Below are 21,173 nucleotides of genomic sequence, written 5' to 3'. Positions count from 1 at the left end.
GCGTATCTCGATCGGGTGCTCATCGTGGTGGATCGGCCAAGACGCAGCCAGGCCGGTCAGTGGCGGGCCCGGTCCTGCCGCTACTGTTGCGAATATGGCACCCGCCGAGTTTCGGACCGTTGACGCGCGGACGGAAGTTGTACCAACGTGCCACTGACTTCGCGCCAGGAGTCCACAGCTCTGCCTCACCCCGTGGTGCCGCCCAGACCAGATGCGTCGGCGCTGCGGCGGGTGCTGCGGCGGGCTCGTGACGGGGTCTCGCTGAATCTCGACGAGGCGGCCGTCGCGATGGCGGCGCGCGGCGCGGAACTGGCCGACCTGTGTGCCAGCGCGGCACGGGTACGCGACGCGGGTCTGGAGTCGGCCGGGCGGCGCGGCACGGGGGGCCGGCTGCCGATCACCTACTCGCGCAAGGTCTTCATCCCCGTCACCCATCTTTGCCGCGACACCTGCCACTACTGCACGTTCGTCACCGTTCCGGGCAAGCTGCGCGCCCACGGCGCCGGGATGTACCTGGACCCCGGCGAGATCCTCGACGTGGCTCGGCGCGGAGCCGAATTGGGTTGCAAGGAAGCATTATTCACACTCGGGGACCGTCCGGAGGATCGCTGGCCGGAGGCGCGGGAGTGGCTCGACGAACGCGGCTACGACTCCACGCTGTCCTACGTGCGCGCGATGGCGATACGGGTGCTAGAAGAAACCGGCCTGCTTCCGCACCTCAACCCCGGGGTGATGAGCTGGTCGGAGATGTCGCGGCTCAAGCCGGTCGCGCCGTCGATGGGCATGATGCTGGAAACGACATCGCGGAGGTTGTTCGAAACGAAGGGCCTGGCCCATTACGGCAGCCCGGACAAAGACCCTGCGGTGCGGCTGCGCGCGCTGACCGACGCCGGCCGGCTCTCCATCCCGTTCACCACCGGCCTGCTGGTCGGCATCGGCGAGACGCTGACCGAACGCGCCGATACCTTGCATGCGATTCGCAAGGCGCACAAGGAGTTCGGCCATGTTCAGGAAGTGATCGTGCAGAACTTCCGGGCCAAGAAGCACACCGCCATGGCTGCGGTTCCCGACACCGGGGTCGACGACTACCTGGCGACGGTGGCGGTCGCGCGGCTGGTTCTCGGCCCCGGCATGCGCATTCAGGCGCCACCGAACCTGGTGTCCCGGGACGACTGCCTGGCGCTGATCGCCGCCGGTGTCGACGACTGGGGCGGCGTATCCCCGCTGACGCCCGACCACGTCAACCCGGAACGGCCCTGGCCCGCGTTGGAAGACTTGGCCGCCGTCACCTCGGAGGCCGGCTACGATTTGGTGCAGCGGCTGACCGCACAACCCAGGTATGTGCAGGCGGGCGCGGCCTGGATCGACCCGCGGGTGCGCAGACATGTTGCGGCCCTTGCCGATCCGGCGACCGGCTTCGCGCGTGACGTCAAGCCGGTGGGCATGCCGTGGCAGGAGCCCGACGACATGGCTTCTGCCGGCCGGGTGGATCTCAACGCGGCGATCGACACCGAGGGCCGTAGCACCGAAGCTCGCAGTGACCTCGACAGCGCCTTCGGCGACTGGGAATCCATCCGTTCGCAGGTGCACGATCTGGCGGCTCGTGCTCCCGAACGCATCGACACCGATGTCCTTGCCGCACTGCGCTCGGCGGAACGGGACCCCGCCCGCTGCAGCGACGAGGAATACCTCGCCTTGGCCACCGCCGACGGTCCAGCACTGGAAGCTGTTGCCGCGGTAGCGGATTCGTTGCGCCGCGATGCCGTCGGCGATGATGTGACGTTTGTGGTCAACCGCAACATCAACTTCACCAATATCTGCTACACCGGCTGCCGGTTCTGTGCCTTCGCCCAGCGAAAGGGTGATGCCGACGCGTATTCGCTGTCGGTCGACGAAGTCGCCGACCGCGCCTGGGAGGCTCACGTCGCCGGTGCCACCGAGGTGTGCATGCAGGGCGGCATCGATCCGGAGCTGCCGGTCACCGGCTACGCCGATCTGGTGCGCGCAGTCAAGGCCCGGGTGCCGGAAATGCATGTGCACGCGTTTTCTCCGATGGAGATCGCCAACGGCGTGACCAAGAGCGGGCTGAGCATTCGCGAGTGGCTGATCAGCCTGCGTGAGGCCGGGCTGGGCACCATTCCCGGCACCGCGGCCGAGATTCTCGACGACGAGGTGCGCTGGGTGCTGACCAAGGGCAAGTTGCCGACGTCGCTGTGGGTCGAGATCGTGACCACCGCGCACGAAGTGGGGCTACGGTCGTCGTCGACCATGATGTACGGGCACGTCGACACCCCCCGGCACTGGATCGCCCACCTCAACGTGCTGCGTGATATCCAAGACCGCACCGGCGGCTTCACCGAGTTCGTGCCGCTGCCCTTTGTCCACCAGAATTCACCGTTGTATCTGGCGGGGGCGGCGCGACCCGGGCCCACGCAGCGCGACAACCGGGCGGTGCACGCACTGGCGCGGATCATGCTGCACGGCCGCATCGCCCACATTCAGACCAGTTGGGTGAAGCTCGGGGACCAAGGCACGCAGACAATGCTCAACGGCGGCGCCAACGACCTGGGCGGCACGCTGATGGAGGAGACGATCTCGCGGATGGCCGGCTCCGAACACGGTTCGGCCAAGACCGTCGCCGAGATGGTGGCCATCGCCGCGGGGATAGGCCGGCCAGCGCGCCAGCGCACCACGACCTACGCGTCGCCGGCCGCACAAGAGCGCATAAGAGCGCGGGCGTAACGCACGCAAGATCCCCGAATGGGAGTCTTGCGTGGCGCTACGCCCGCAAGCTCAGAATCAGTAGTTGTTGCAGGACGCCGCGACCGACTCGACCAGCCCGACGTATTGCGCAGCCCCCGGCATTGCCTGCACCTGCGCGGCCATCTGCGCACGCCGCGGCGGCGGTGAGGCCAGGAACGAATGCAGCCAGCCCTGCGCGATCGGCGAGGCGTTGAACTGCGCAGCGGCTCCCGGGTCGGTGGCGTTCAGCGCCGCCATCACCTGACCGTAGTTACAAGTGGTGTTGATGACCGCGTCCAGCGGATCTGCGGACGCGACTCCGGCGCCAGCGGTCAGCGACAATGCCAACGCGCCGGCGGCGACAGTCAGTCCCTTCAACGACAGCCTCATGTTCGGACACCTTCCCAGTTATTGCACCGCCAACAAGACGTCGACGGCGTCTGCCCAGCGGGTTGCCGTCTTCGGTCAAGGTTAGCAGCCTCCGTGGGCCAACTCATATCAAACGTCTTATCGAGAAGATCCTTCCTCGCGTGACTATCCGCAGGTCAGCGCCATAATGACGGTGATTTCACGCTCAGTGAAATCGAACCCCATCCGATCCCTGCCGGTCACAGTCGGGCGGCAAGCTCGGTGCCCTGCTTGATGGCGCGCTTGGCGTCCAGCTCCGCGGTGACCGCCGCACCGCCGATGATGTGCGGGTCGACACCGCCGCGTCGTAGCGCGGCCTCCAGATCCCGGACCGGCTCCTGGCCGGCGCAGACCACCACGGTGTCCACTGCCAGCACCCGGGGCCGCTGCCGGTGCGCGCCGAAGCTGATCTGCAGGCCGTCGTCGCCGATCCGCTCGTAGTTCACCCCGGAAAGCTGGTGGACACTTTTGGCCCGAACCGATGCCCGGTGTACCCATCCGCTGGTCTTGCCGAGCCGCGTGCCCTGCGGACCTTTGGTGCGCTGCAGCAGGTAAACCTCGCGCGCCGGCGGGGCCGGGCGCGGCGTGGTCAGCGCTCCCCGGGCTTCCGTCGGGTTCGCGGCGCCCCACTCCTCTTTCCATAGCTTGAGGTTCAGGGCTGGCGAATGCTGGGTGACCAGGAGTTCGGTGACGTCGAACCCGATGCCTCCGGCGCCGATCACGGCCACGGCCTTCCCGACCGGCTTGGCGCCGGTGATCGCCTCGGCATAGGTCAGTACCCGCGGGTGGTCGATCCCGGGAATGGCCGGAATGCGCGGCACTACACCGGTTGCCAGGACGACAACGTCGTAGCCCGTCAGCTTGTCGGCGGTTACCCGGGTGCCCAGCCGGACCGTGACGCCGTGCTTGTCGAGCATCGTCGAGAAGTAGCGGATCGTTTCGCCGAACTCCTCTTTGCCCGGGATACGGCGGGCCAGGTCGAACTGTCCGCCGATGAAGTCGTTGATCTCGAACAGCGTGACGCGGTGGCCCCGCGCGGCGGCGTTGACCGCTGCCGCCAAACCGGCGGGACCGGCGCCGACCACGGCCACCGAGCGGGCGCGCCGCGTCGGCGACAACACCAACGTGGTCTCGTGCCCCGCCCGCGGATTCAGCAGGCACGACACCGCTTTCTTGGCGAATGCGTGGTCCAGGCAGGCCTGGTTGCAGGCGATGCAGGTGTTGATTTCCGCGGCTCGGCCCGACTCCGCCTTGGCCACCCATTCCGGGTCGCTCAACAGCGGGCGGGCCATCGAAATCAACCGCACCGGGGTCTCGGCCAGAATGTGTTCGGCGGCCTGCGGCATGTTGATCCGGTTGGACGCCGCAACCGGGATGCCGACGTGTTCGGCGATGGCGCTGCTGATGTCGACGAACGCGCTGTTGGGCACGGAGGTGACGATGGTTGGCACCCGAGCCTCGTGCCAGCCGAATCCGGAGTTGATCAGGGTCGCGCCGGCAGCTTCCACTTCGGTTGCCAGCGCAAGGATTTCGTCCCAGCTTTGGCCATGCTCGACGTAGTCGGCCATCGACATCCGGTAACAGATGATGAAGTCGGCACCCACCGCGGCGCGGGTGCGTCGCACAATCTCCACCGGGAACCGCCGGCGGTTGGCCGCTGAGCCGCCCCAGGAATCGGTGCGCTTGTTGGTGCGCGGTGCCAGGAACTGGTTGAGCAGATACCCTTCGCTGCCCATGATTTCGACACCGTCGTAGCCGGCTTCGCGGGCCAGCCACGCGCACCGCACGAAATCCGCGATGGTGGACTTGACACCGCGCGTCGACAGCGCCCGGGGCCGAAACGGGTTGATGGGAGCCTTGATCGACGACGCGCTGACCGAAAACGGGTGGTAGGCATAGCGTCCGGCGTGCAGGATCTGCAACAGGATCTTGGCGCCCGCATCATGGACGGCGCTGGTGATCCGGCGGTGCCTGCGGGCTTGCGCCGTCGAGACCAGCTCCGAGGCGAACGGCAGCAGCCAGCCCGTGCGGTTGGGGGCGTAGCCGCCGGTGACGATCAGTCCGACGCCGCCGCGGGCGCGTTCGGCGAAGTACTCGGCGAGCCGGTCGATACTACCCGCCCGGTCTTCCAGGCCGGTGTGCATCGAACCCATGACCACCCGGTTGCGCAGCGAGGTGAAACCGAGGTCTAACGGCGACAACAAATTCGGGTACTGGCTCGTCACGGGTTCTCCTGCGGTCGTCGAGGTACTCGTCGAGCCGGTTGTCGGCGGCGACGATCGTGTGGGCCAGCCCACCGGGGCAGCATAAATGTCACCTCGGCGCTGTGCAGCGTGGCGCATGCTGACCGGCGTGCCAGTTGGTTGACGTGTATGTGCAACGTCTAGTATCAGTAACCGAACGCTTCGCCGATCAGCGGCCCGGAATCCGCCGAAGGCAAGCAGCAGCCCCACAACTGAGCAAGCCGAGCAGTAGCCAGCAGTAGCTGAAGTACACGTTGAGGAGACGTCCGTGACATACGTGATCGCCGAGCCTTGCGTCGACATCAAGGACAAGGCATGCATCGAGGAGTGCCCGGTCGACTGCATTTACGAGGGTGCCCGGATGCTCTACATCCACCCCGACGAATGTGTCGACTGTGGCGCCTGTGAACCGGTCTGCCCGGTCGAAGCGATCTACTACGAAGACGACGTGCCCGACCAGTGGACCCAGTACACGCAGATCAACGCCGACTTCTTCGACGAGCTCGGTTCGCCGGGCGGCGCGGCCAAGGTCGGGATGACCGAGCACGACCCGCAGGTGGTCAAGGATCTGCCGCCGCAGGGCGAAGAAGACTGACCAGGTTCGCAGCTCCGCACCCTGGCCGCCGGGTGTCGGCGTCCCTGCCGGATTTTCCGTGGGACACGCTGGCCGACGCGAAGGCGCGGGCCGCCGCCCACCCGGACGGCATGGTCGACCTGTCTGTCGGTACCCCGGTGGACCCGGTCGCGCCGCTCATCCGGGAAGCGCTGGCGGCCGCCGGTTCCGCGCCGGGATACCCCGCCACCGCGGGGACCGCGCGGCTGCGTGCGGCCGCGGTTTCGGCGCTGGCCCGCCGCTACGGCATCACCGGCCTGGCCGAGTCGGCGGTCTTGCCGGTGATCGGCAGCAAAGAGCTCATCGCCTGGTTGCCGACGCTGCTGGGTCTGGGTCCGCGCGACGTGGTGGTGGTGCCCGAGCTGGCGTACCCGACCTACGACGTCGGTGCCCGGCTGGCCCGGGCGCAGGTGCTGCGAGCCGACTCACTGACCCAGCTCGGACCGCAAACCCCGGCGCTGCTGTATCTGAACTCCCCGAGCAACCCCACCGGACGGGTTCTCGGACTCGATCATTTGCGCAAGGTCGTCGGGTGGGCCCGCGACAGAGGCGTGCTGGTGGCTTCCGACGAGTGCTACCTGGGTTTGGCGTGGGATGTCGACTATCCGGGACCGCTGTCGGTGCTGCATCCCGAGGTGTGCGACGGCGACCATAGCGGTTTGCTTGCGGTGCATTCGTTGTCGAAGACGTCGTCACTGGCCGGCTACCGGGCCGGTTTGGTCGCCGGCGATGCGACATTGGTCGCCGAATTGCTGGCCGTGCGCAAGCACGCCGGAATGATGGTGCCCACACCCGTGCAGGCCGCCATGGTGGCCGCCCTGGACGACGACGATCACGAAAAGCAGCAGCGGCAGCGGTACGCGAACCGGCGTGCCGCACTGCTGCCGGCCCTGCGCTCGGCGGGTTTCGCCGTCGACCACTCCGAGGCCGGCCTGTACCTCTGGGCCACCCGCGGCGAGCCGTGCCACGACACGGTCGCGTGGCTGGCCGAGCGCGGCATCCTGGTGGCCCCCGGTGATTTCTACGGACCGCGCGGTGGGCAGCACGTGCGGGTCGCGTTGACCGCTACCGACGACCGCATCGCCGCCGCGATACGGCGGCTCAGTTGAGCGGGCTCACCGCCAGGTGGTGCGCAGCTGGGTGGTGAGTGCGAGGGGGTTGTCGCCGCGGAACAGCTCGAGGATGGCCTGGCCCTCGGGGGAGTCGGCTCGCAGGTGCCGTGGCGGACCGATGTGCTGGCGCCATGACTGCAGCAGACATTCCAGTCGGTCCTTGCGGCGGGCGAACCACTGCGGCACCCCGTGCCAGGCGACGGCGCCGGGCAGCGGCACGCCGATCACGGCGCGGGCCGCGAACAGGCCCCGGGCGACCCGTCCGGTGGGCGGGGTGAGGATCTTGCGCCCGATGAGGTAGCGCGGTTCGGTCAGCGGGGCGAGTAGCTCGTCGAGGGCGGCGGTGAACCGCTGCGACTGCTCGGTGGGCACCCCGCCGAGTTCGCAGCGGATCCAGCCGTCGGGATCCACGGTGATTCGCAGCGCGTCGGATCCGCGGTCGGCGCCGCCGGCGGCCCGCAGCGCGTCCGCGACGGCGGCGGCCAGCTGCTCGAGTGCGTTGGGCGCGTGGGCCAGGCGACGGCTTTCGGCTCCGGCAGCAACGACGAGCACGCCAGCGCTGGTCGCGATGACGGCTCCGGCCGTGGTGGCACCGGCCAGCGGGCCAAGGCTGGTGCCGGCGAACGCGGCGCCGCCGGCCGCGCCGGCCAGGGACACGCCGGCGGCGGCGGCCCTGGCCGCCCGCAGCGGACTGCGCCGACCCGGCAACGACGGGACCAACGCCGACGCCGGGATGCCGGGTGCGGCGATACCCGGGGAGCGCTGGGATCGGATGCGGATGGTTGCCACATCGGTTCCCTGATAGGGCTCACCGATCCGCCACCACGCCCGGGCCCGGCCGCGTTCGGCGACGCGCTGCAGCGCTCGGGCGGTGACGCCGGCATCGTCCGGTGGCGGGCCGTAAGGCGACAGGCGGGGATCGCAATGGGTCACCCCCGACTCGATCAGCCCTTGCGGACTCGCCGCGAAGTACGCGTCGTGTTTGCGCACCAGCCGCAGGTAGTCGGCGTCACCGCGCGGATGGTCGGGACTGATGCAGCACACCGACCAGTTGTCGGCCACCTTGTCGGCGTCGGCGGGATCTCTGCGGAGTGCCCGGCCGCGCATCTGGGTGATCGCTCCCGGGGTTGTCGCACTGGTCAGGTCGACGGTGACGTTGACCGCGGCGCAGTCCCATCCCTCGCCCAGCAGGGCGCGGGTGCCGACCAGCACGCGGGCGCGTCCGGTCATGAAGTATTCCGTGGCCAGCGTGACCCAGGTGCGGGGGCCGAAGTTGCCGATGCCGCGCACGATCCGCAACCCGGGATGGGCCTGCAGCGCCTCGGTGCGCACGAGCGCGCCCCGGGCGGCACAGAAGGCGATCAGGTCGTCTTCGATCGCGGCAGGACAGGCGAAGGTTTGACCCGTCACCAGCAGGGGGCGCAGCGGGGTACCGCGCCGAGTGTCGGACGCGGCAAGCATCGCGGTGACCAGCTGCGCCGACCCGGACAGGTCGTTGACGGGCGCTCCCTTCAGCGACGTGGGGAGCGTGCCGGTCATCGATTCGAAGTCGCACAGCACCAGGGCCCGCAACCGCGCCCCCAGCGCGGTGTCCTCGGCATCGAGGATGTGTGTCGTCGCCGCCACCTTGGACTCCGACAGCGCGCACACCCGGTCCACCGGTGAGGTCGCGACTCGCACCCCGCGACTGGTGAGCCGGTAACCGAGGCCGGGCAACACCCGTTTGATCGCGGTCAGCGCCTGCGCATCACGCGGATCGCCGCTGTCTTGCAGGTGGCCGACGGCGAAGTCGGTCAATACGGTGACCCAATCGTGGGCGTCGGGCGTAACCCGGTGCTGCTCGCGCAGGCGGGCGCCGTCGGGCAGCGGGATGAGGCCGTCGAAGGCAAAGCGCAACCCGCTCGCGGCAAGGGCGGGTTCGGCGCGCTCGAACGTCGACCACGCGATCTGGTTGCCGTCGCGTGTCGACCGGTCCACGATCCGGGTCCGCAGCCAGGCGGCCAGCGACAAGCTGCCCACTTGTTGGTCGACGAGCGCCAGCATGAGATCGGCGAAGCGAGCGCGTTCGGTCGCCATCCAGGCCTGTTCTTCCGGGGTTGGTCCGGTCAGGTAGACCAGCTCTTGATAGGGGGCCAGGTCGCCCTCTTTGACCAGGGCGGGTGTCGGGACGACGAAATCGGCCGTGCCGAACAGCTCGTCATGCAGGGCGCGCTGCCATTCGGTGAGCGCGGTCGCCGGGGTCGCGGTCAGCCCGATCAGCGCCGTCCGTGGCCCCAGCACCGACAGCAACGCCCCGACCAGCGCCCCCCACGTCGCCAGCAGGTGATGACACTCGTCGAGCACCAGCGTCCACGGTCCCAACGATGCGGCCCGCTCGATCAATGCCCTGCCGTTGGGGTGCAGCAGGCCCAACAGGGCTTGGCGGTCCCGGGTGCGCAGGATCGCCCGCCGCACCGTGGCATCCGTTTCGCCGTCGATGACCGCCAGCGACTGATACGTCAGCACGTTCATCGCCGCCGTCAAGGCCCGATCGGTTCCGCAGCCCGGCGCCGACGGGTCGGGTGGCGAAAACCTGGTGTCCCACGCTGCAGCCCACTGCGCCTGCACCGCCGTGTTGGGAACCAGCACCAAGGTGCGCCGGCCCACCCGGCGCGCGGCTTCCAGCCCGATCATCGTCTTTCCGGCGCCCGGGGGCAGCACCAGATACGACCGGTTGTCGCCCCTGGCGACATCGGCGTCGAACGCGTCCAATGCCTGCTGCTGATACCGTCGCCATTCGCCGGCGAAGGCGCGGGAGTGCAGGTCACGACCAGGCTCCACGAGTGCCCACCCTAACCAACCCGCAAACAGACACCGGCTTGGCAGAATGCATCGAATGTTTCGTCAGCGCTCAGGGTGCGCTGCGCCTGGGGTAAGGAGTGGTCGTGACCGCTTTGGCTGGTAATCCGGCTGCCAAGCCGGCTATCCCACTGTCGCTGGGCGACATCGTCAAGCGGGTGTTTCTGGGCAAACCGCTCATCACCGAAAACCTGGGATCCGAGAAACTGTCGAATCCCGTTGCGCTGGGCGCACTCTCGCCGGACGCCATCTCGTCCACGGCCTATGGTCCGGAGCAGATCCTGATCGAGCTGCTGCCGAATGCCGGACTGGCGGCCTTCGCGTTGCTGTTGCCCCTCACGGGCGTCATCCTGCTGATCCTGGTGCTGGTCACGGCTTCGTATCGGCAGGTTGTGATCGCCTACACCCGGGCCGGCGGTTCCTACATCGTGGCGCGGGAGAATTTCGGACCGCGCGTCGCGCAGATCGCAGCTGCGGCACTGCTCATCGATTACGTGGTTACCGTCGCCGTGCAGTCGGCGGCCGGGACCGTTGCGGTGGTGTCAGCCATCCCGGCGCTGGGCCCCTACAGCCTGGAAATCACGGTCGGTGTGGTGATTGTCATCTGCTATGCGAACCTGCGGGGCATGCGCGAAGCCGGACTACCGTTCGCGGCGGCGACGTATTTCTTTGTCATCATGATCGCCTTGACCATCATCACCGGCGTCGTCCGTCGAATATGCTGGGAATTACCGATATACGATCCTGCGCAACTACCGGGGACGGTACCCGTCCACCAGGGGAACGGATTGGTGATGGGTGCAACCATCCTGGTTGTGCTGCGCGCATTCGCCAACGGCGGTTCGTCGCTGACGGGCGTGGAGGCAATCTCCAATACCGTCGATGTATTCCGGAAACCTCAGGGCCGCAATGCTCGTCGGGTTCTCACTACGATGGCCTGTATTCTCGGCTTCCTGCTGGCCGGTGTGGCTTACCTTGCCTATGCTACCCACGCCACGCCCTACCGCACTGAATATCCGTCGGTGCTTTCCCAAATCGGGCGAGCGGTGTTCGGCACCGGGGCGATCGGACACGTCTTCTTCATTCTGGTCCAGGCCTCAACCGCGGCAATCCTTTTCACCGGTGCCAACACCAGCTTCAACGGGTTTCCGGCGCTGGCCAGTTTCGTCGCCGAAGACCGGTTCCTGCCCCGGCAGCTGACCAAACGTGGTTACCGCCTGGTCTTTTCGAACGGCATCATCACCTTGACGGCGCTATCGGTGACGCTGCTAGTGATCACCGGCGGGTCGGTCAACGCGCTGGTCCCGTTCTACGCGATCGGAGTGTTCACCGGGTTCTCGATGGCCGGCTACGGGATGACCAAACACCATCTGACCCAACGCGAACCCGGATGGCGTTACCGGTTGGCCATCAACCTGTCGGCGGGAATCTTGTCGACGGTCGTGGTGGGCATTTTCGCGGTGGCGAAGTTCACCGAGGGCGCCTGGCTGGTCGTCGTCGTGTTTCCGATACTGGTGTATTTCCTGATGCGGCTCAACCGCGAATATCGGTCCGAGGCAGCCATTCTCGAGATGTTCCGGACCGACCGTCCCGAGGTGGTGAGGTATGCCCGGCACCGGGTGTATGTCTTTGTGAGCTCGGTCGATCTCTCGGTGCTCGAGGCGTTGCGGTACGGGAAAGGGCTTCGCGCCGACGAATTGATCGCGGTGCATTTCATGGTCGATGCGGCCCAGGCCGCGCAGTTGCGCAAACGCTGGGACCACTTCGACCTCGACACCCCGTTGCGGGTGGTGGACTGTCCGGATCGGCGCATCAACCGGGCGGCTCAGCTGCTGGTTGCCCAAGCGCGCGATGAACATCCAGATACCAACGTGACGGTGTTGTTGCCACGCCGAACCTTCGCGCCGGTGCTGGGGCGGCTGCTGCACGACCGCACCGCGGACAAGATCGCCCAGGCTGTCAGCTTGATTCCGGACGCCGCGGCCACGATCGTGCCCTACGACGTCCAGTCCCGCATCAAGGAGGCCTACCCGGACGGCTTCGAGCAACGGGTGGCACGGGTTCTGGACAGGTTCGAAGCGTGGGTTTCCCGGGGCGACGGGTCGGCCGTCTATGCCTACGAGCACCCCGAGCGGCCGTCGTCGGTGATCACCGTGGCAGGGCTGATTCCCGGGCAGCGCGCGACCATCGAAGGGCGGGTCAGTCAGGTCGAGGACATCAGCAAACGCGGGCGAACGCAGCGATGGATCCTGGTGGGCGACGAGAGCGGGGACATCCGAATCGCGTTTCGTGATGGGCGCGGCGGCGCCGACATCCAACCGGGCCAGCTGTTGCGGATCACCGGCAAGGCCCGCCAGAGCGGCAACCGGCCCATGTGGATGCTCGACCCCGGCTACCACGTGCTCGAGGAGCCACCGAAGAACCCGGATGCCGGAGACGCCGGAGCAGCGCAACAGGTCGGCAGACGATAACGGCTCGCCGGCGGCTCGCAGTGCACCGGCTACCCGCCGGATAGCGGACGCGGCATCGTGAAACGGCGACGCCCCTTCCGCAACACCGGGGTGCCGGTGTGTCGGGCGACGTTGCCGGTCATCGGCCCCATGCCGAGCAGCCGGTTGGAGATGCCGTTCGGTGAGTCTGCGCCGCCCGCCGGAACAGCGCGAAGACCGGTCCCGCGGGGCTCCGGCAGTGTATCGCCGACGCTGGGCTGTGAGATGGCCGCCGTCCAGCTCTGCGGGACGGACAGGCGTCCCACCGTCGCAACGCACCGCGCCCGGGCAAGCACCGCACCGTTTCCTGACTGTCCCGCCCGCACCGTGGTCGCCCGGGTGATGGGAAGGGCCTTGGCCTCGGCCTGGGCGTCGGAGCGGTAAAGCCCGGTACCGAATCGGCCCGCCGAGGTGATGGTGCGGCTGAGGGCGGCAGCAAGGTTCGCCGGGCCGGTGAGGGCATTGAAGTCGCTGACGAGCGTAAGCAACAGGGTCGGCCAGAATATCCACCAAGAACCCGAATGCCCTGCTGTTGCAAGGATTTGCAGCAGCTGCGCCACGATTTGGCACAGTTTGCCGTGTTCGGCGGTCGAGGTGGCAACCAGATACGCCGCCGCAGCCGTCTCGTCGGCTGGTCCGTCGCCAGTTGCGCTCTGCGGCGGAGGGCTGAGCGGCACCGGTTGCGTGGCAACCAACGACGAAGCGGCATAGCAATACATCGCTGCCGCGTCCTGAGCCCACATCTCCACGTAGGCGGCCTCGGTGGCGGCGATCAGTAGGGTGTTCTGACCGAAGAAGTTGGTTGCCACCAGCGTCGCAAGCACGATGCGATTGGCTGCGACCACTTCCGGCGGCACCGTTGCGGCGTAAGCCGCCTCGTACGCGGCCGCCGCTGCCCGAGCCTGATTGGCGATTTGTTCAGCCTGCGCCGCTGTCGTCAGCGCCCACGCCACATATGGGGTGATGGCGCCGGCCATAGCGATGGCCGCGGCGCCCGACCAGCTGGTGTCCAGCAGCTCCGACAGCACTGTGGAGTAACCGGCCGCGAACAGTTCCAGTTGCGCGGCCAGCGCCGCCCACGCCGACGCGGCCGCCAGCAGCGGTCCCGCGCCTGGCCCGGAATACATTCTGGCCGAATTGATCTCGGGAGGCAGTATCCCGAAATCAAGCATCGGCAGCCTTTCTGTGCATGGACGGGCCGGTTTCAGGTCGCGGACCTACTAGCCGCCGAGGGACGGGCGTGGCATCTTGAACCGGCGGGGCTCCACGCGCAATACGCTGCCGACGGTGGGACGCGTCGAGAAGCCCGCTATCGGCCCCATGCCCGCGGTCGGCGGCCCGGTGAGCATCTCCGGGGTCTCCGACGACCATGACGGGCCGCCGTCGAGTTCGTTGTCGGACAACCACATCGGCTCGTCGGCCGCCGCCAGGACAGGTGGATTTGCCGTCGCCCAGCCTTGCGGAACAGAGAGTCTGCCGACCGGTGCCGCGTTACCTACACTCACTGTCACCTGGCCGCGCAGGGTTGCCGGGCCAACCGATTCCGCACCCTTGGCGATCGCCTTCGCGGCGCCGCCGCCGGCCTGGATCCCGGATCGGTAGGCCCCCGTCAGGAAACTTCCGGCCGACGTACTGGTACGGCTGAAATTCGAGGCCAAACTCGCCGGGCCGGCCAGTGTGTTGAAGGCGCTGAAGGCCGCAAGCACCGTCGATGGCCCCAGCCACCAGGAATGGGCCGGATGACCGCCCGCTGCCAGGGCTTGCAGCTCTTGTGACACCGTTGACATCAATTGCGTCAAGCCGGTCCGAGCATTGCCGGCGGCCGATGCGGCGCCGGCTTGGGCCACCGCAATGGATTGGGCTGTTTGCCCGGTGACGTTCGCGGTCTGGGGTGGTTCCCGGAAAGGGGTCAGTCTGGTCGCTGCCGACGACGCGGCGGCGTAACCGTACATCGCGGCAGCATCCTGAGCCCACATCTGCTCGTACTCGGATTCGGTGGCGGCGATGGCCGTGGTGTTCTGGCCAAAAACATTGGTTACCATCAGCGTCGCCAACTGGTCGCGGTTGGCGATCACCAGGGCCGGTGGCACCGTCGCGGCGAACGCAGCCTCATAGGCGGCCGCTGCCGCACGAGCTCCGCTGGCAGCCTGCTCGGCCTGCGCTCCCGTCGCCGTCGCCCATGCCAGGTATGGTGCGACGGCGCTGCCCATTGCCGCCGACGCACTGCCCGACCAACTTTCGCCTTGCAGCTGCGAGATCACGACGCAGTACGCGCGTGCTGTGGACTCCAAGCCGGCGGCGAGTGCCTCCCAGGCTGCGGCGGCCGTCAGCATTGACGTCGAGCCAGGACCCGAATACATTCTGCCCGAGTTGATCTCGGGCGCCAGGGCCCCGTAGTCGAGTATCAGCTTTTCACCTTCCTCAGTTCCGCCCTCAGTTCCGCTCAGGTTGCGACAAGCCGAGCCGCGGGACTCGCTGAGCATGCGCGGCGAGGTCAGGCAATCGGCGGCTGACCGGGATGTTGCCAAACACAACGGATGTCCCTACAGCTGTTGTGTTGCAACGATTGTGGCTGTCAACGGTGACGCGCAGTCAAGGGTGAGCAGGGCTGCCGGCGCACGTTGACCATCCGTCGCGTACTCATCTTGACTGCGCAAGTCTCACTCTGACCATTAGATAGTTGCATGCAATTGTTGCATATGGATACCAAAACTTACGATGCACAGCAGATTTACAGCTAACCTTCGGGTGTAACGATGCGGTCAAGCGGCCCGGCGTCGAGGAGCTGCCCGGAAAGCCCGACGCGCATGACATTAATTACATTGGGGGGTGGAAGTATTTCGAATCGCAGCATTTCTGGCGGCCGGACATCTCTCCGGGTGACTCCGCCACGGCGGTACCGAATTGACTATTCGACTGGGTTTCAGGCATTACGCCAGCCCGGATATGGTTACACGGCAAGCTATTTCGACCAACCAGGACAATGCCGCAATCCGGGCTAGGGGTACATCAGCGGAAAGCGGTGCGGCTCTCCATCATCGCCGCTGCTGCGGCGCCGGCCGTGGCCCGAAGCCGAGCCGGGCCCGAGTGATCTGAAGCCTCAGCTCGGCTGGCGGCACTGGCCAAGTGAGCTGAAAATCTCCTGTGCGTCAGCGATGTCTAGTTGTCGGGTGACCGCGATTGGGCTTCACTGTCGGGTGGTCGGTGTGACGGCGTGCAGCGGTGCCCGTGTTCGTCAATGCCCAGGTGTCACCGGTCGTCGTCAAAAGCCCCTTAGAACCGCATTGCGTGGCTGTCCGATCGGGTAGTCATTTGTGACGCGGAGGAAGAGCAGTGTCCGTGCACTTTTCGTCAGAGCCCTCGTTGGGAAAGTTAGGCAACCCGCGGCCGGCCGGTGGCGCGTCGTCATACTGACCATCCGTATGCCGGGCGTCCGAACCGATGGGCCGAGCAACGTCGGACGGTTTCGGTGGGCAAGCAACTAAACGCACCGACCCACCTGTTGCCTGATCTTGCTGAGTGAATGCACACTAAGCCACCATGTATTGCCGCTCGGTGGTACGTCGACATCGTCTGTGAAAGGTAAGTACCGTATGGCGCGACCACACCGCATCGCGGATTGGGATGCGGAGGACGCCGCCGCCTGGCGCGACGGCAACAACGTGATCGCCCGCCGCAATCTGATCTGGTCGAACGTGACCGGCCACATCGCCTTCTCCATCTGGTACCTCTGGTCGGTGATGGTGCTGTTCATGCCGGAGAGCGTCTACGGTTTCTCGACCGGCGACAAACTGCTGCTGGCGGCCACCGCGACGTTCGTCGGGGCGATCTTGCGAATTCCCTATGCGATGGCCACCACCAGGTTCGGCGGCCGCACCTGGGCCGTTTTGTCGTCGCTGGTGTTGCTGATCCCCACCGTCGGCGCGATGGTGTTGCTGGCTAATCCCGGCCTGCCGTTGTGGCCATATCTGGTGTGCGCCGCGCTGACCGGATTGGGCGGCGGCAACTACGCCGCGTCGCTGGCGCACATCGAAGCCTTCTACCCGCAGCGGCTCAAGGGCTTTGCGCTGGGCTTCACCGGGGGTTTCACCAACCTGGGGTCGGCGGCCATTCAGGCAGTCGGGCTCGTGGTGCTGGCGACCGCCGGCCACCAGGCGCCCTACGTGGTGTGCGCGGTTTACCTGGTGCTGCTGGCCGTAGCGGCTGTCGGCGCGGCAGTGTTCCTGGACAACCTCAGCCACGTGATCGACGTGGGCCATGTGCGATCGGTTCTGCGGGTTCCCGACTCGTGGGCAATCTCGTTTCTCTACCTGTGCTGCTCCGGCTCGTTCCTTGGCTTCGCGTTCGCTTTCGGCCAGGTGCTGGTGCACAATTTCGTGGCCGCGGGGCAAACCCACGCACAGGCGTCGCTGCACGCGGCCGAGATCGCCTTCATCGGCCCGCTGCTGGGATCGGTGGCGCGGATAGTCGGCGGCAGGTTGGGCGACCGCTTTGGCGGTGGTTACGTGACCCTCAGTGCGTTGGCCGCCATGGCGGGAGCCGGTGGGTTCCTGGTCGCGGTCAGCACCCACGACGACCTCACTCAGGGGATTCGCGGAGGGCCCACCGTCCATACGATGATCGGCTACATCTTCGGCTTCATCACGCTGTTCATCTGTTGCGGCATAGGCAAGGGCTCGGTGTTCAAGCTGATCCCGTCGATTTTTCAGAATCGCAGTCGCGCGCTGAACGTCACCGCCGCCGAACGCCGCCACTGGGAGCGGGTCATGTCGGGAGCCTTGATCGGGTTTGCCGGGACACTCGGCGGGTTGGGCGCCATGGGGGTCAACCTGGTGCTGCGGCAGTCGTATGTGAGCGCCGGCACCGAAACCCCGGCATTCTGGGTCTTTCTGCTGTGCTATATCGGCGCCACGACGTTGACCTGGTGGCGCTACGTACGTCCGCACGGCGGGAGTGGGCCGGCACCGACGTTGCGACAACAAACTGCGGGGGAGCCAGTCGGAGGGGCTGCTGCCTGACACGAGAGGGAGCATCAACGTGCTCTCGCTGGGAGACGTCCGGCCGCCGGCGTCGAAGCCGCGGCCGAATCCAACAGCACGCGTCAATGTCGGTGAATTGATTTCCGGCCCAGGATAATTCGATTTAATGCAGTCCAAACAGCATGATTTCGCAACGGTGTACATTGCCAGATTTTCCTAAAATGCGGCATCGCAACAGGATCAGATTCCGAAACGCCGTAAATACAACATCGTTGACGTATCTGTCTCGTGTGTATAGGTTCGATCACCACAACCGAATAGCGTCGGCATCAACGCGATGTAGTCGAAACACGCAGGGAGTAAACGCAAATGACGAACCGCGTATTGTCCATTATCGGCACGGCAACTTTGATCCCTTGTCTTCAGTTCTTTCTTCCGATGGCTAACGCCCATGCGCATGGCTTTGTCTCGTCTCCGCCCAGCCGTCAAGCCCAGTGTGCACAGGGCGCAGTTCAATGCGGCGCGATCAAGTATGAGCCGCAGAGTGTGGAGGGCCCCAAGGGGCTTACCAGCTGCAACGGCGGCCTCGGGCAGTTCGCCGAACTCAATGACGACAGCAAGCCGTGGCGGTCGACGCCGGTCGGCAATACCGTCTCGTTCACCTGGACCAACACCGCACTACACCGGACCACCGGCTGGGAGTATTACGTCGGCGCCACCAAAGTCGCCGGCTTCGAGGGTAATAACGCGCCACCTGGTGCGACGGTCACGCACACGGTCAACCTGAGTGGGTTCAGCGGCCGCCAGAAGCTGCTGGCCATATGGATTATCGGCGACACTCCCAACGCGTTTTATTCCTGCGTCGACCTGCAAGTCGGCGCCGGCCAACCGCCCACCAGCACAACGACCCCGCCCGCCGGCACCACGACGACGGTTCCGCCGGCGGCCAACGCGTGGGCTGCCGGCGCGACCTATGCGGTGGGTGACACCGTCACCTACAACGGCAAGACCTACCGATGCCTGCAGGCGCACACCGCCTACGACCCAACCTGGACCCCGGCTGCAACGCCGGCGCTCTGGAAGGAGACGTGACCGTTGTCGTCGATCGGGTTGTCCCGCTCATGTGGGGTCGGCATCGGACACGCCATGCCGGTAACCGTGCTGGGCCGTCGTCTCGTGTGTGGCATGCGGCGGCGCAGTCGGGCGATGTGCCGGGCCGCCATCACCTAGGCAGCCCGTCCCTTTCGGCATCTGCTCGATAGCGGTCCACCCACTCGTCGGAACGCTGATCGGCCTGCCGCTCCAGCGCCGGCGCGGGCGCCAGCCGCGGGTCGAGCCCCAACGCCTCGAGGATGGTGCCGACCAGTTCGGTCAGGTTGCGCCACAACACCGGATAGGCGATCTCCATCGGTGTGATGTTCTCCTCGACGAACCAGCTGCGCCAGCCCGCTTCCTGGGCGCGCAGCATGGTGACGACGTGAGCGATCGCCCCGGCGTGATAGACGGCACGAGCGTCGCGGACCGGATCGGGGCGACCCCGCCAGACCCGCGTCTGCACCGCGCGCCAAAACGACACCGCCTGCGACACGACGTCGGGACGGTAGACATAGACAAGGAACGGGTTCTCACCGACGACGTCGCGGATGGCCGCCTTGAGGCCCTCGCCCGAGCGATCGGGAAGCTCGCTCGCGCGATTCACCAGCAGCGGGGTCTGATTCCACATCAGCTTGCCGCCCCAGACACCGTTAGGCGTTCTGCCGACCGTGCGGATGTAGTCGCGCCAGATCTCGGCCGGCGCTAGGTCCGGCTTACCGTCGTCCAGCGGATCGAGCAGGCGCAGGATCGACTCGTCGTCAACTCCGGCAAACCACTCCCGCGGTTGCGGCGGCTGGCTCGTCGTCGGCAGATATTGGAAGAACTCCTGGGGTTCGCCGGCTACGCCGGTGGCGCGCAACGATTCGACCAACAGCGTGCTGCCACTACGCTGAGATGCCAACACCAGGTATGACGACGGGTGGTCTGCCACGAAAAAAGAGTATCCGGACGAAAACTGACTGCGCGCGTGATTGCGCCTCCGTCAACCAGACCTTTCGGTCACGCGCAACCCCAGCGAAAAGAGCAGCCGCACATCGGGATCAGCCAACGACGTCGACAGCAGCTTCTCGATCCGCCGCACTCGATAGCGCACCGTGTTGGGATGCACCTGCAGTGACTGCGCGGCGGCGCCGATATCGCCGAAGCTGTCCAAGTAGACCCGTAACGTTTCGGCCAGCGCCGGATCGCGGGTGCGCAGGTCGGATATCCGCGGGTCGACCAACCGCGCGTGGGTGCCGACCAGCGTGACGATTTCGTCGAGCAGGACTGCGGTGCGTGCTTCGGCCACCAAGGTCACCTGCCCAATCGAGATGGGGTGGCGCACAGCGCTGTCGAGCACGCCGTCCACCTCGCTGCGTGCCGCGGCGATCCCCCGCAGACCCGCGACCGGCGCGGCGATCGCGGCCCGCAGGTGTACGCCCAGCTCGGTGCGCAGCGAGCTGACTGTGCCATGCACCCATGAGGTGACCGCGCGGGCCGTCGCGGTGTGCGGCAACACCACATAGATCCGTGATCCGTTGGTCCCCACCTGGGCGTCACGACGAAAAGCGCTGGCGCTCAACGCCAAGACGTCGGTGAGCCGGGCTGGTTGGTTTTCGGCCGCAATGGTGTCGAAGCCGATCAGCGCGGCGTTCCCGTCGCCGGGCAGCCCGAGTTCGCGCGCGACGGCGGCGACTTCGAGCGGTTCACCATCGGCCAGGCCGAGCAGTTGCTGTACCCGCCGCGCGTGCGTGGAGGGCCGGGCAGCCAGCCGCGACATGATCCGAGCGGCCAGCACCGCAGCGCCCTGCAAAATCTCTTCGGCATCGTCGGCCAGCGGCTGCGTGCCCTGCTGAACCCAGATCACGCCGGCGAACACCGGTGAGCGCCGCGGGTTGATTGCTGGTTGGTGAATCCCGATCGCCAGCCGCGGACGCAGGGCCAGTTCCGGGCGCTCGGCCACCCGGACCACCTCGCTGCTGGCGCGAAGGGCATCGAAGATGCCCCATTGAGCCAGCCATTCCAGATGCTCGGGTGGACCGGCGCGGCCCAGAATGGACAGCCGGCGCAGCTCGTCGGCGTCTTCATTGGACGCCGAGTAGGCCAGCACATGCGACTGCGCGTCTTCGATGCTGACCATGCCGTGGATTCGGTCGGCCAGGGACTGAGCCAGGCCGAACAGGTCGGTGCCCGAGTCGTCCATGGGATCGCCACGGTCCCCGTGATGCTCCAACACGTGATTGACCAGCCGGTAGAGGCGTTCCCAGCGAGCACGCGGTTCCACGGCAACCACCGCCGACCCTGCTCGGACCGCATTGGCCACCACCGCGTCGGACGGGTCCTTGACGAAGATCGCCACCGGCGCGCCGGCTTGGCCGTCGATCCAGCGCAGCGCCTCGTCGTCGGTGACGCCGAGCAGAAAGAAGGCGTCGGCCGAGCCCGCCGCTTCGGCCAGGCCCAGCCTTACATCGTCGGAATCGACCAGCGCCGCCGAGGCCACCGTGAGATCCAGCCCCCGCGGGGCTTCGACCAGGCTGACCAGCGTCGCATCCAGGGCAAGGAGTAACTGGCCCAATCCGACACCAGCCGCCCGCATATTGTCCGATCCTACTAGTATCGGTGACAATTCCTGTCGTATCGGCCAATCGATTGCGGTCCCCGGACGGGGAACCTGG

13 protein-coding genes are annotated in these 21,173 nt (G+C 66.8%); 6 read left to right on the top strand and 7 right to left on the bottom strand.

All coding sequences use genetic code 11. The annotated features are described in order from the left end of the window. The first annotated feature begins 147 nt into the window (after window positions 1–147). A complete protein-coding gene (locus MKAN_RS06965) occupies window positions 148–2,742 on the top strand; it encodes a bifunctional FO biosynthesis protein CofGH (RefSeq protein WP_036392465.1) in 2,595 nt (864 codons plus the stop codon). Window positions 2,743–2,799: 57 nt separating this feature from the next. Here MKAN_RS06965 and MKAN_RS06960 read toward each other — a convergent pair whose 3' ends face one another. Further along, window positions 2,800–3,132 (bottom strand): hemophore-related protein, encoded by a 333-nt coding sequence (locus MKAN_RS06960; RefSeq protein WP_023366598.1) that lies wholly within the window; start codon window positions 3,130–3,132, stop codon window positions 2,800–2,802. A 218-nt stretch (window positions 3,133–3,350) separates the two neighbouring features. Beyond that, on the bottom strand, window positions 3,351–5,375 hold the full coding sequence (locus MKAN_RS06955; protein ID WP_023366596.1) for an NADPH-dependent 2,4-dienoyl-CoA reductase: 2,025 nt from the start codon (window positions 5,373–5,375) through the stop codon (window positions 3,351–3,353). 286 nt (window positions 5,376–5,661) lie between these two features. On the opposite strand from MKAN_RS06955, the gene fdxA reads away from it, so the two are divergent. Further along, window positions 5,662–5,988, top strand: coding sequence for a ferredoxin (gene fdxA, locus MKAN_RS06950; protein ID WP_023366594.1), 327 nt, complete (start codon window positions 5,662–5,664; stop codon window positions 5,986–5,988). Between the two features lie 32 nt (window positions 5,989–6,020). Next, complete coding sequence (dapC, locus tag MKAN_RS06945; RefSeq protein WP_023366592.1) at window positions 6,021–7,115, top strand: succinyldiaminopimelate transaminase; 1,095 nt, start codon at window positions 6,021–6,023, stop codon at window positions 7,113–7,115. A 6-nt stretch (window positions 7,116–7,121) separates the two neighbouring features. On the opposite strand, the gene MKAN_RS06940 is transcribed toward dapC, so the two are convergent. Next, window positions 7,122–9,938, bottom strand: coding sequence for a DEAD/DEAH box helicase family protein (locus tag MKAN_RS06940; protein ID WP_023366590.1), 2,817 nt, complete (start codon window positions 9,936–9,938; stop codon window positions 7,122–7,124). Window positions 9,939–10,051: 113 nt separating this feature from the next. On the opposite strand from MKAN_RS06940, the gene MKAN_RS06935 reads away from it, so the two are divergent. Beyond that, the gene (locus MKAN_RS06935) at window positions 10,052–12,427 is read left to right on the top strand and encodes an APC family permease (RefSeq protein WP_036392771.1); all 2,376 of its coding nucleotides are present in this window, start codon (window positions 10,052–10,054) and stop codon (window positions 12,425–12,427) included. A 29-nt stretch (window positions 12,428–12,456) separates the two neighbouring features. On the opposite strand, the gene MKAN_RS06930 is transcribed toward MKAN_RS06935, so the two are convergent. Continuing rightward, window positions 12,457–13,617, bottom strand: coding sequence for a PPE family protein (locus MKAN_RS06930; RefSeq protein WP_023366586.1), 1,161 nt, complete (start codon window positions 13,615–13,617; stop codon window positions 12,457–12,459). A gap of 48 nt (window positions 13,618–13,665) precedes the next feature. Beyond that, window positions 13,666–14,850 carry a PPE family protein gene (locus MKAN_RS06925; protein WP_036392772.1) on the bottom strand — a complete coding sequence of 395 codons (1,185 nt, stop codon included), beginning with the start codon at window positions 14,848–14,850 and terminating at the stop codon, window positions 13,666–13,668. 1,188 nt (window positions 14,851–16,038) lie between these two features. On the opposite strand from MKAN_RS06925, the gene MKAN_RS06920 reads away from it, so the two are divergent. Both MKAN_RS06920 and MKAN_RS06915 read left to right on the top strand, forming a co-directional pair. Then, complete coding sequence (locus tag MKAN_RS06920) at window positions 16,039–17,463, top strand: MFS transporter (RefSeq protein ID WP_023366582.1); 1,425 nt, start codon at window positions 16,039–16,041, stop codon at window positions 17,461–17,463. Between the two features lie 330 nt (window positions 17,464–17,793). After that, window positions 17,794–18,516, top strand: a complete 723-nt coding sequence (locus MKAN_RS06915) for a lytic polysaccharide monooxygenase (RefSeq protein ID WP_023366580.1) — start codon at window positions 17,794–17,796, stop codon at window positions 18,514–18,516. 130 nt (window positions 18,517–18,646) lie between these two features. Here the strand turns inward: MKAN_RS06915 and stf0 are convergent, their stop codons facing one another. Both stf0 and MKAN_RS06905 read right to left on the bottom strand, forming a co-directional pair. Then, window positions 18,647–19,450, bottom strand: a complete 804-nt coding sequence (stf0, locus tag MKAN_RS06910) for a trehalose 2-sulfotransferase (protein ID WP_023366578.1) — start codon at window positions 19,448–19,450, stop codon at window positions 18,647–18,649. 51 nt (window positions 19,451–19,501) lie between these two features. Next, window positions 19,502–21,094 (bottom strand): PucR family transcriptional regulator, encoded by a 1,593-nt coding sequence (locus tag MKAN_RS06905; protein ID WP_023366576.1) that lies wholly within the window; start codon window positions 21,092–21,094, stop codon window positions 19,502–19,504. Window positions 21,095–21,173 lie beyond the last annotated feature (79 nt).

This window comes from Mycobacterium kansasii ATCC 12478 (assembly GCF_000157895.3).
Taxonomy (GTDB): domain Bacteria; phylum Actinomycetota; class Actinomycetes; order Mycobacteriales; family Mycobacteriaceae; genus Mycobacterium; species Mycobacterium kansasii.
The sequence above is the reverse complement of the archived record's forward strand: the minus strand, read 5'-3'. Positions and strand labels throughout refer to the sequence as shown.

Coding starts and splice junctions, on each gene's coding strand:
- MKAN_RS06960 (WP_023366598.1), bottom strand. CDS start 3,132: ATGAGGCTGTCGTTGAAGGGACTGACTGTCGCCGCCGGCGCGTTGGCA.
- MKAN_RS06930 (WP_023366586.1), bottom strand. CDS start 13,617: ATGCTTGATTTCGGGATACTGCCTCCCGAGATCAATTCGGCCAGAATG.
- MKAN_RS06920 (WP_023366582.1), top strand. CDS start 16,039: ATGGCGCGACCACACCGCATCGCGGATTGGGATGCGGAGGACGCCGCC.
- MKAN_RS06915 (WP_023366580.1), top strand. CDS start 17,794: ATGACGAACCGCGTATTGTCCATTATCGGCACGGCAACTTTGATCCCT.
- MKAN_RS06905 (WP_023366576.1), bottom strand. CDS start 21,094: ATGCGGGCGGCTGGTGTCGGATTGGGCCAGTTACTCCTTGCCCTGGAT.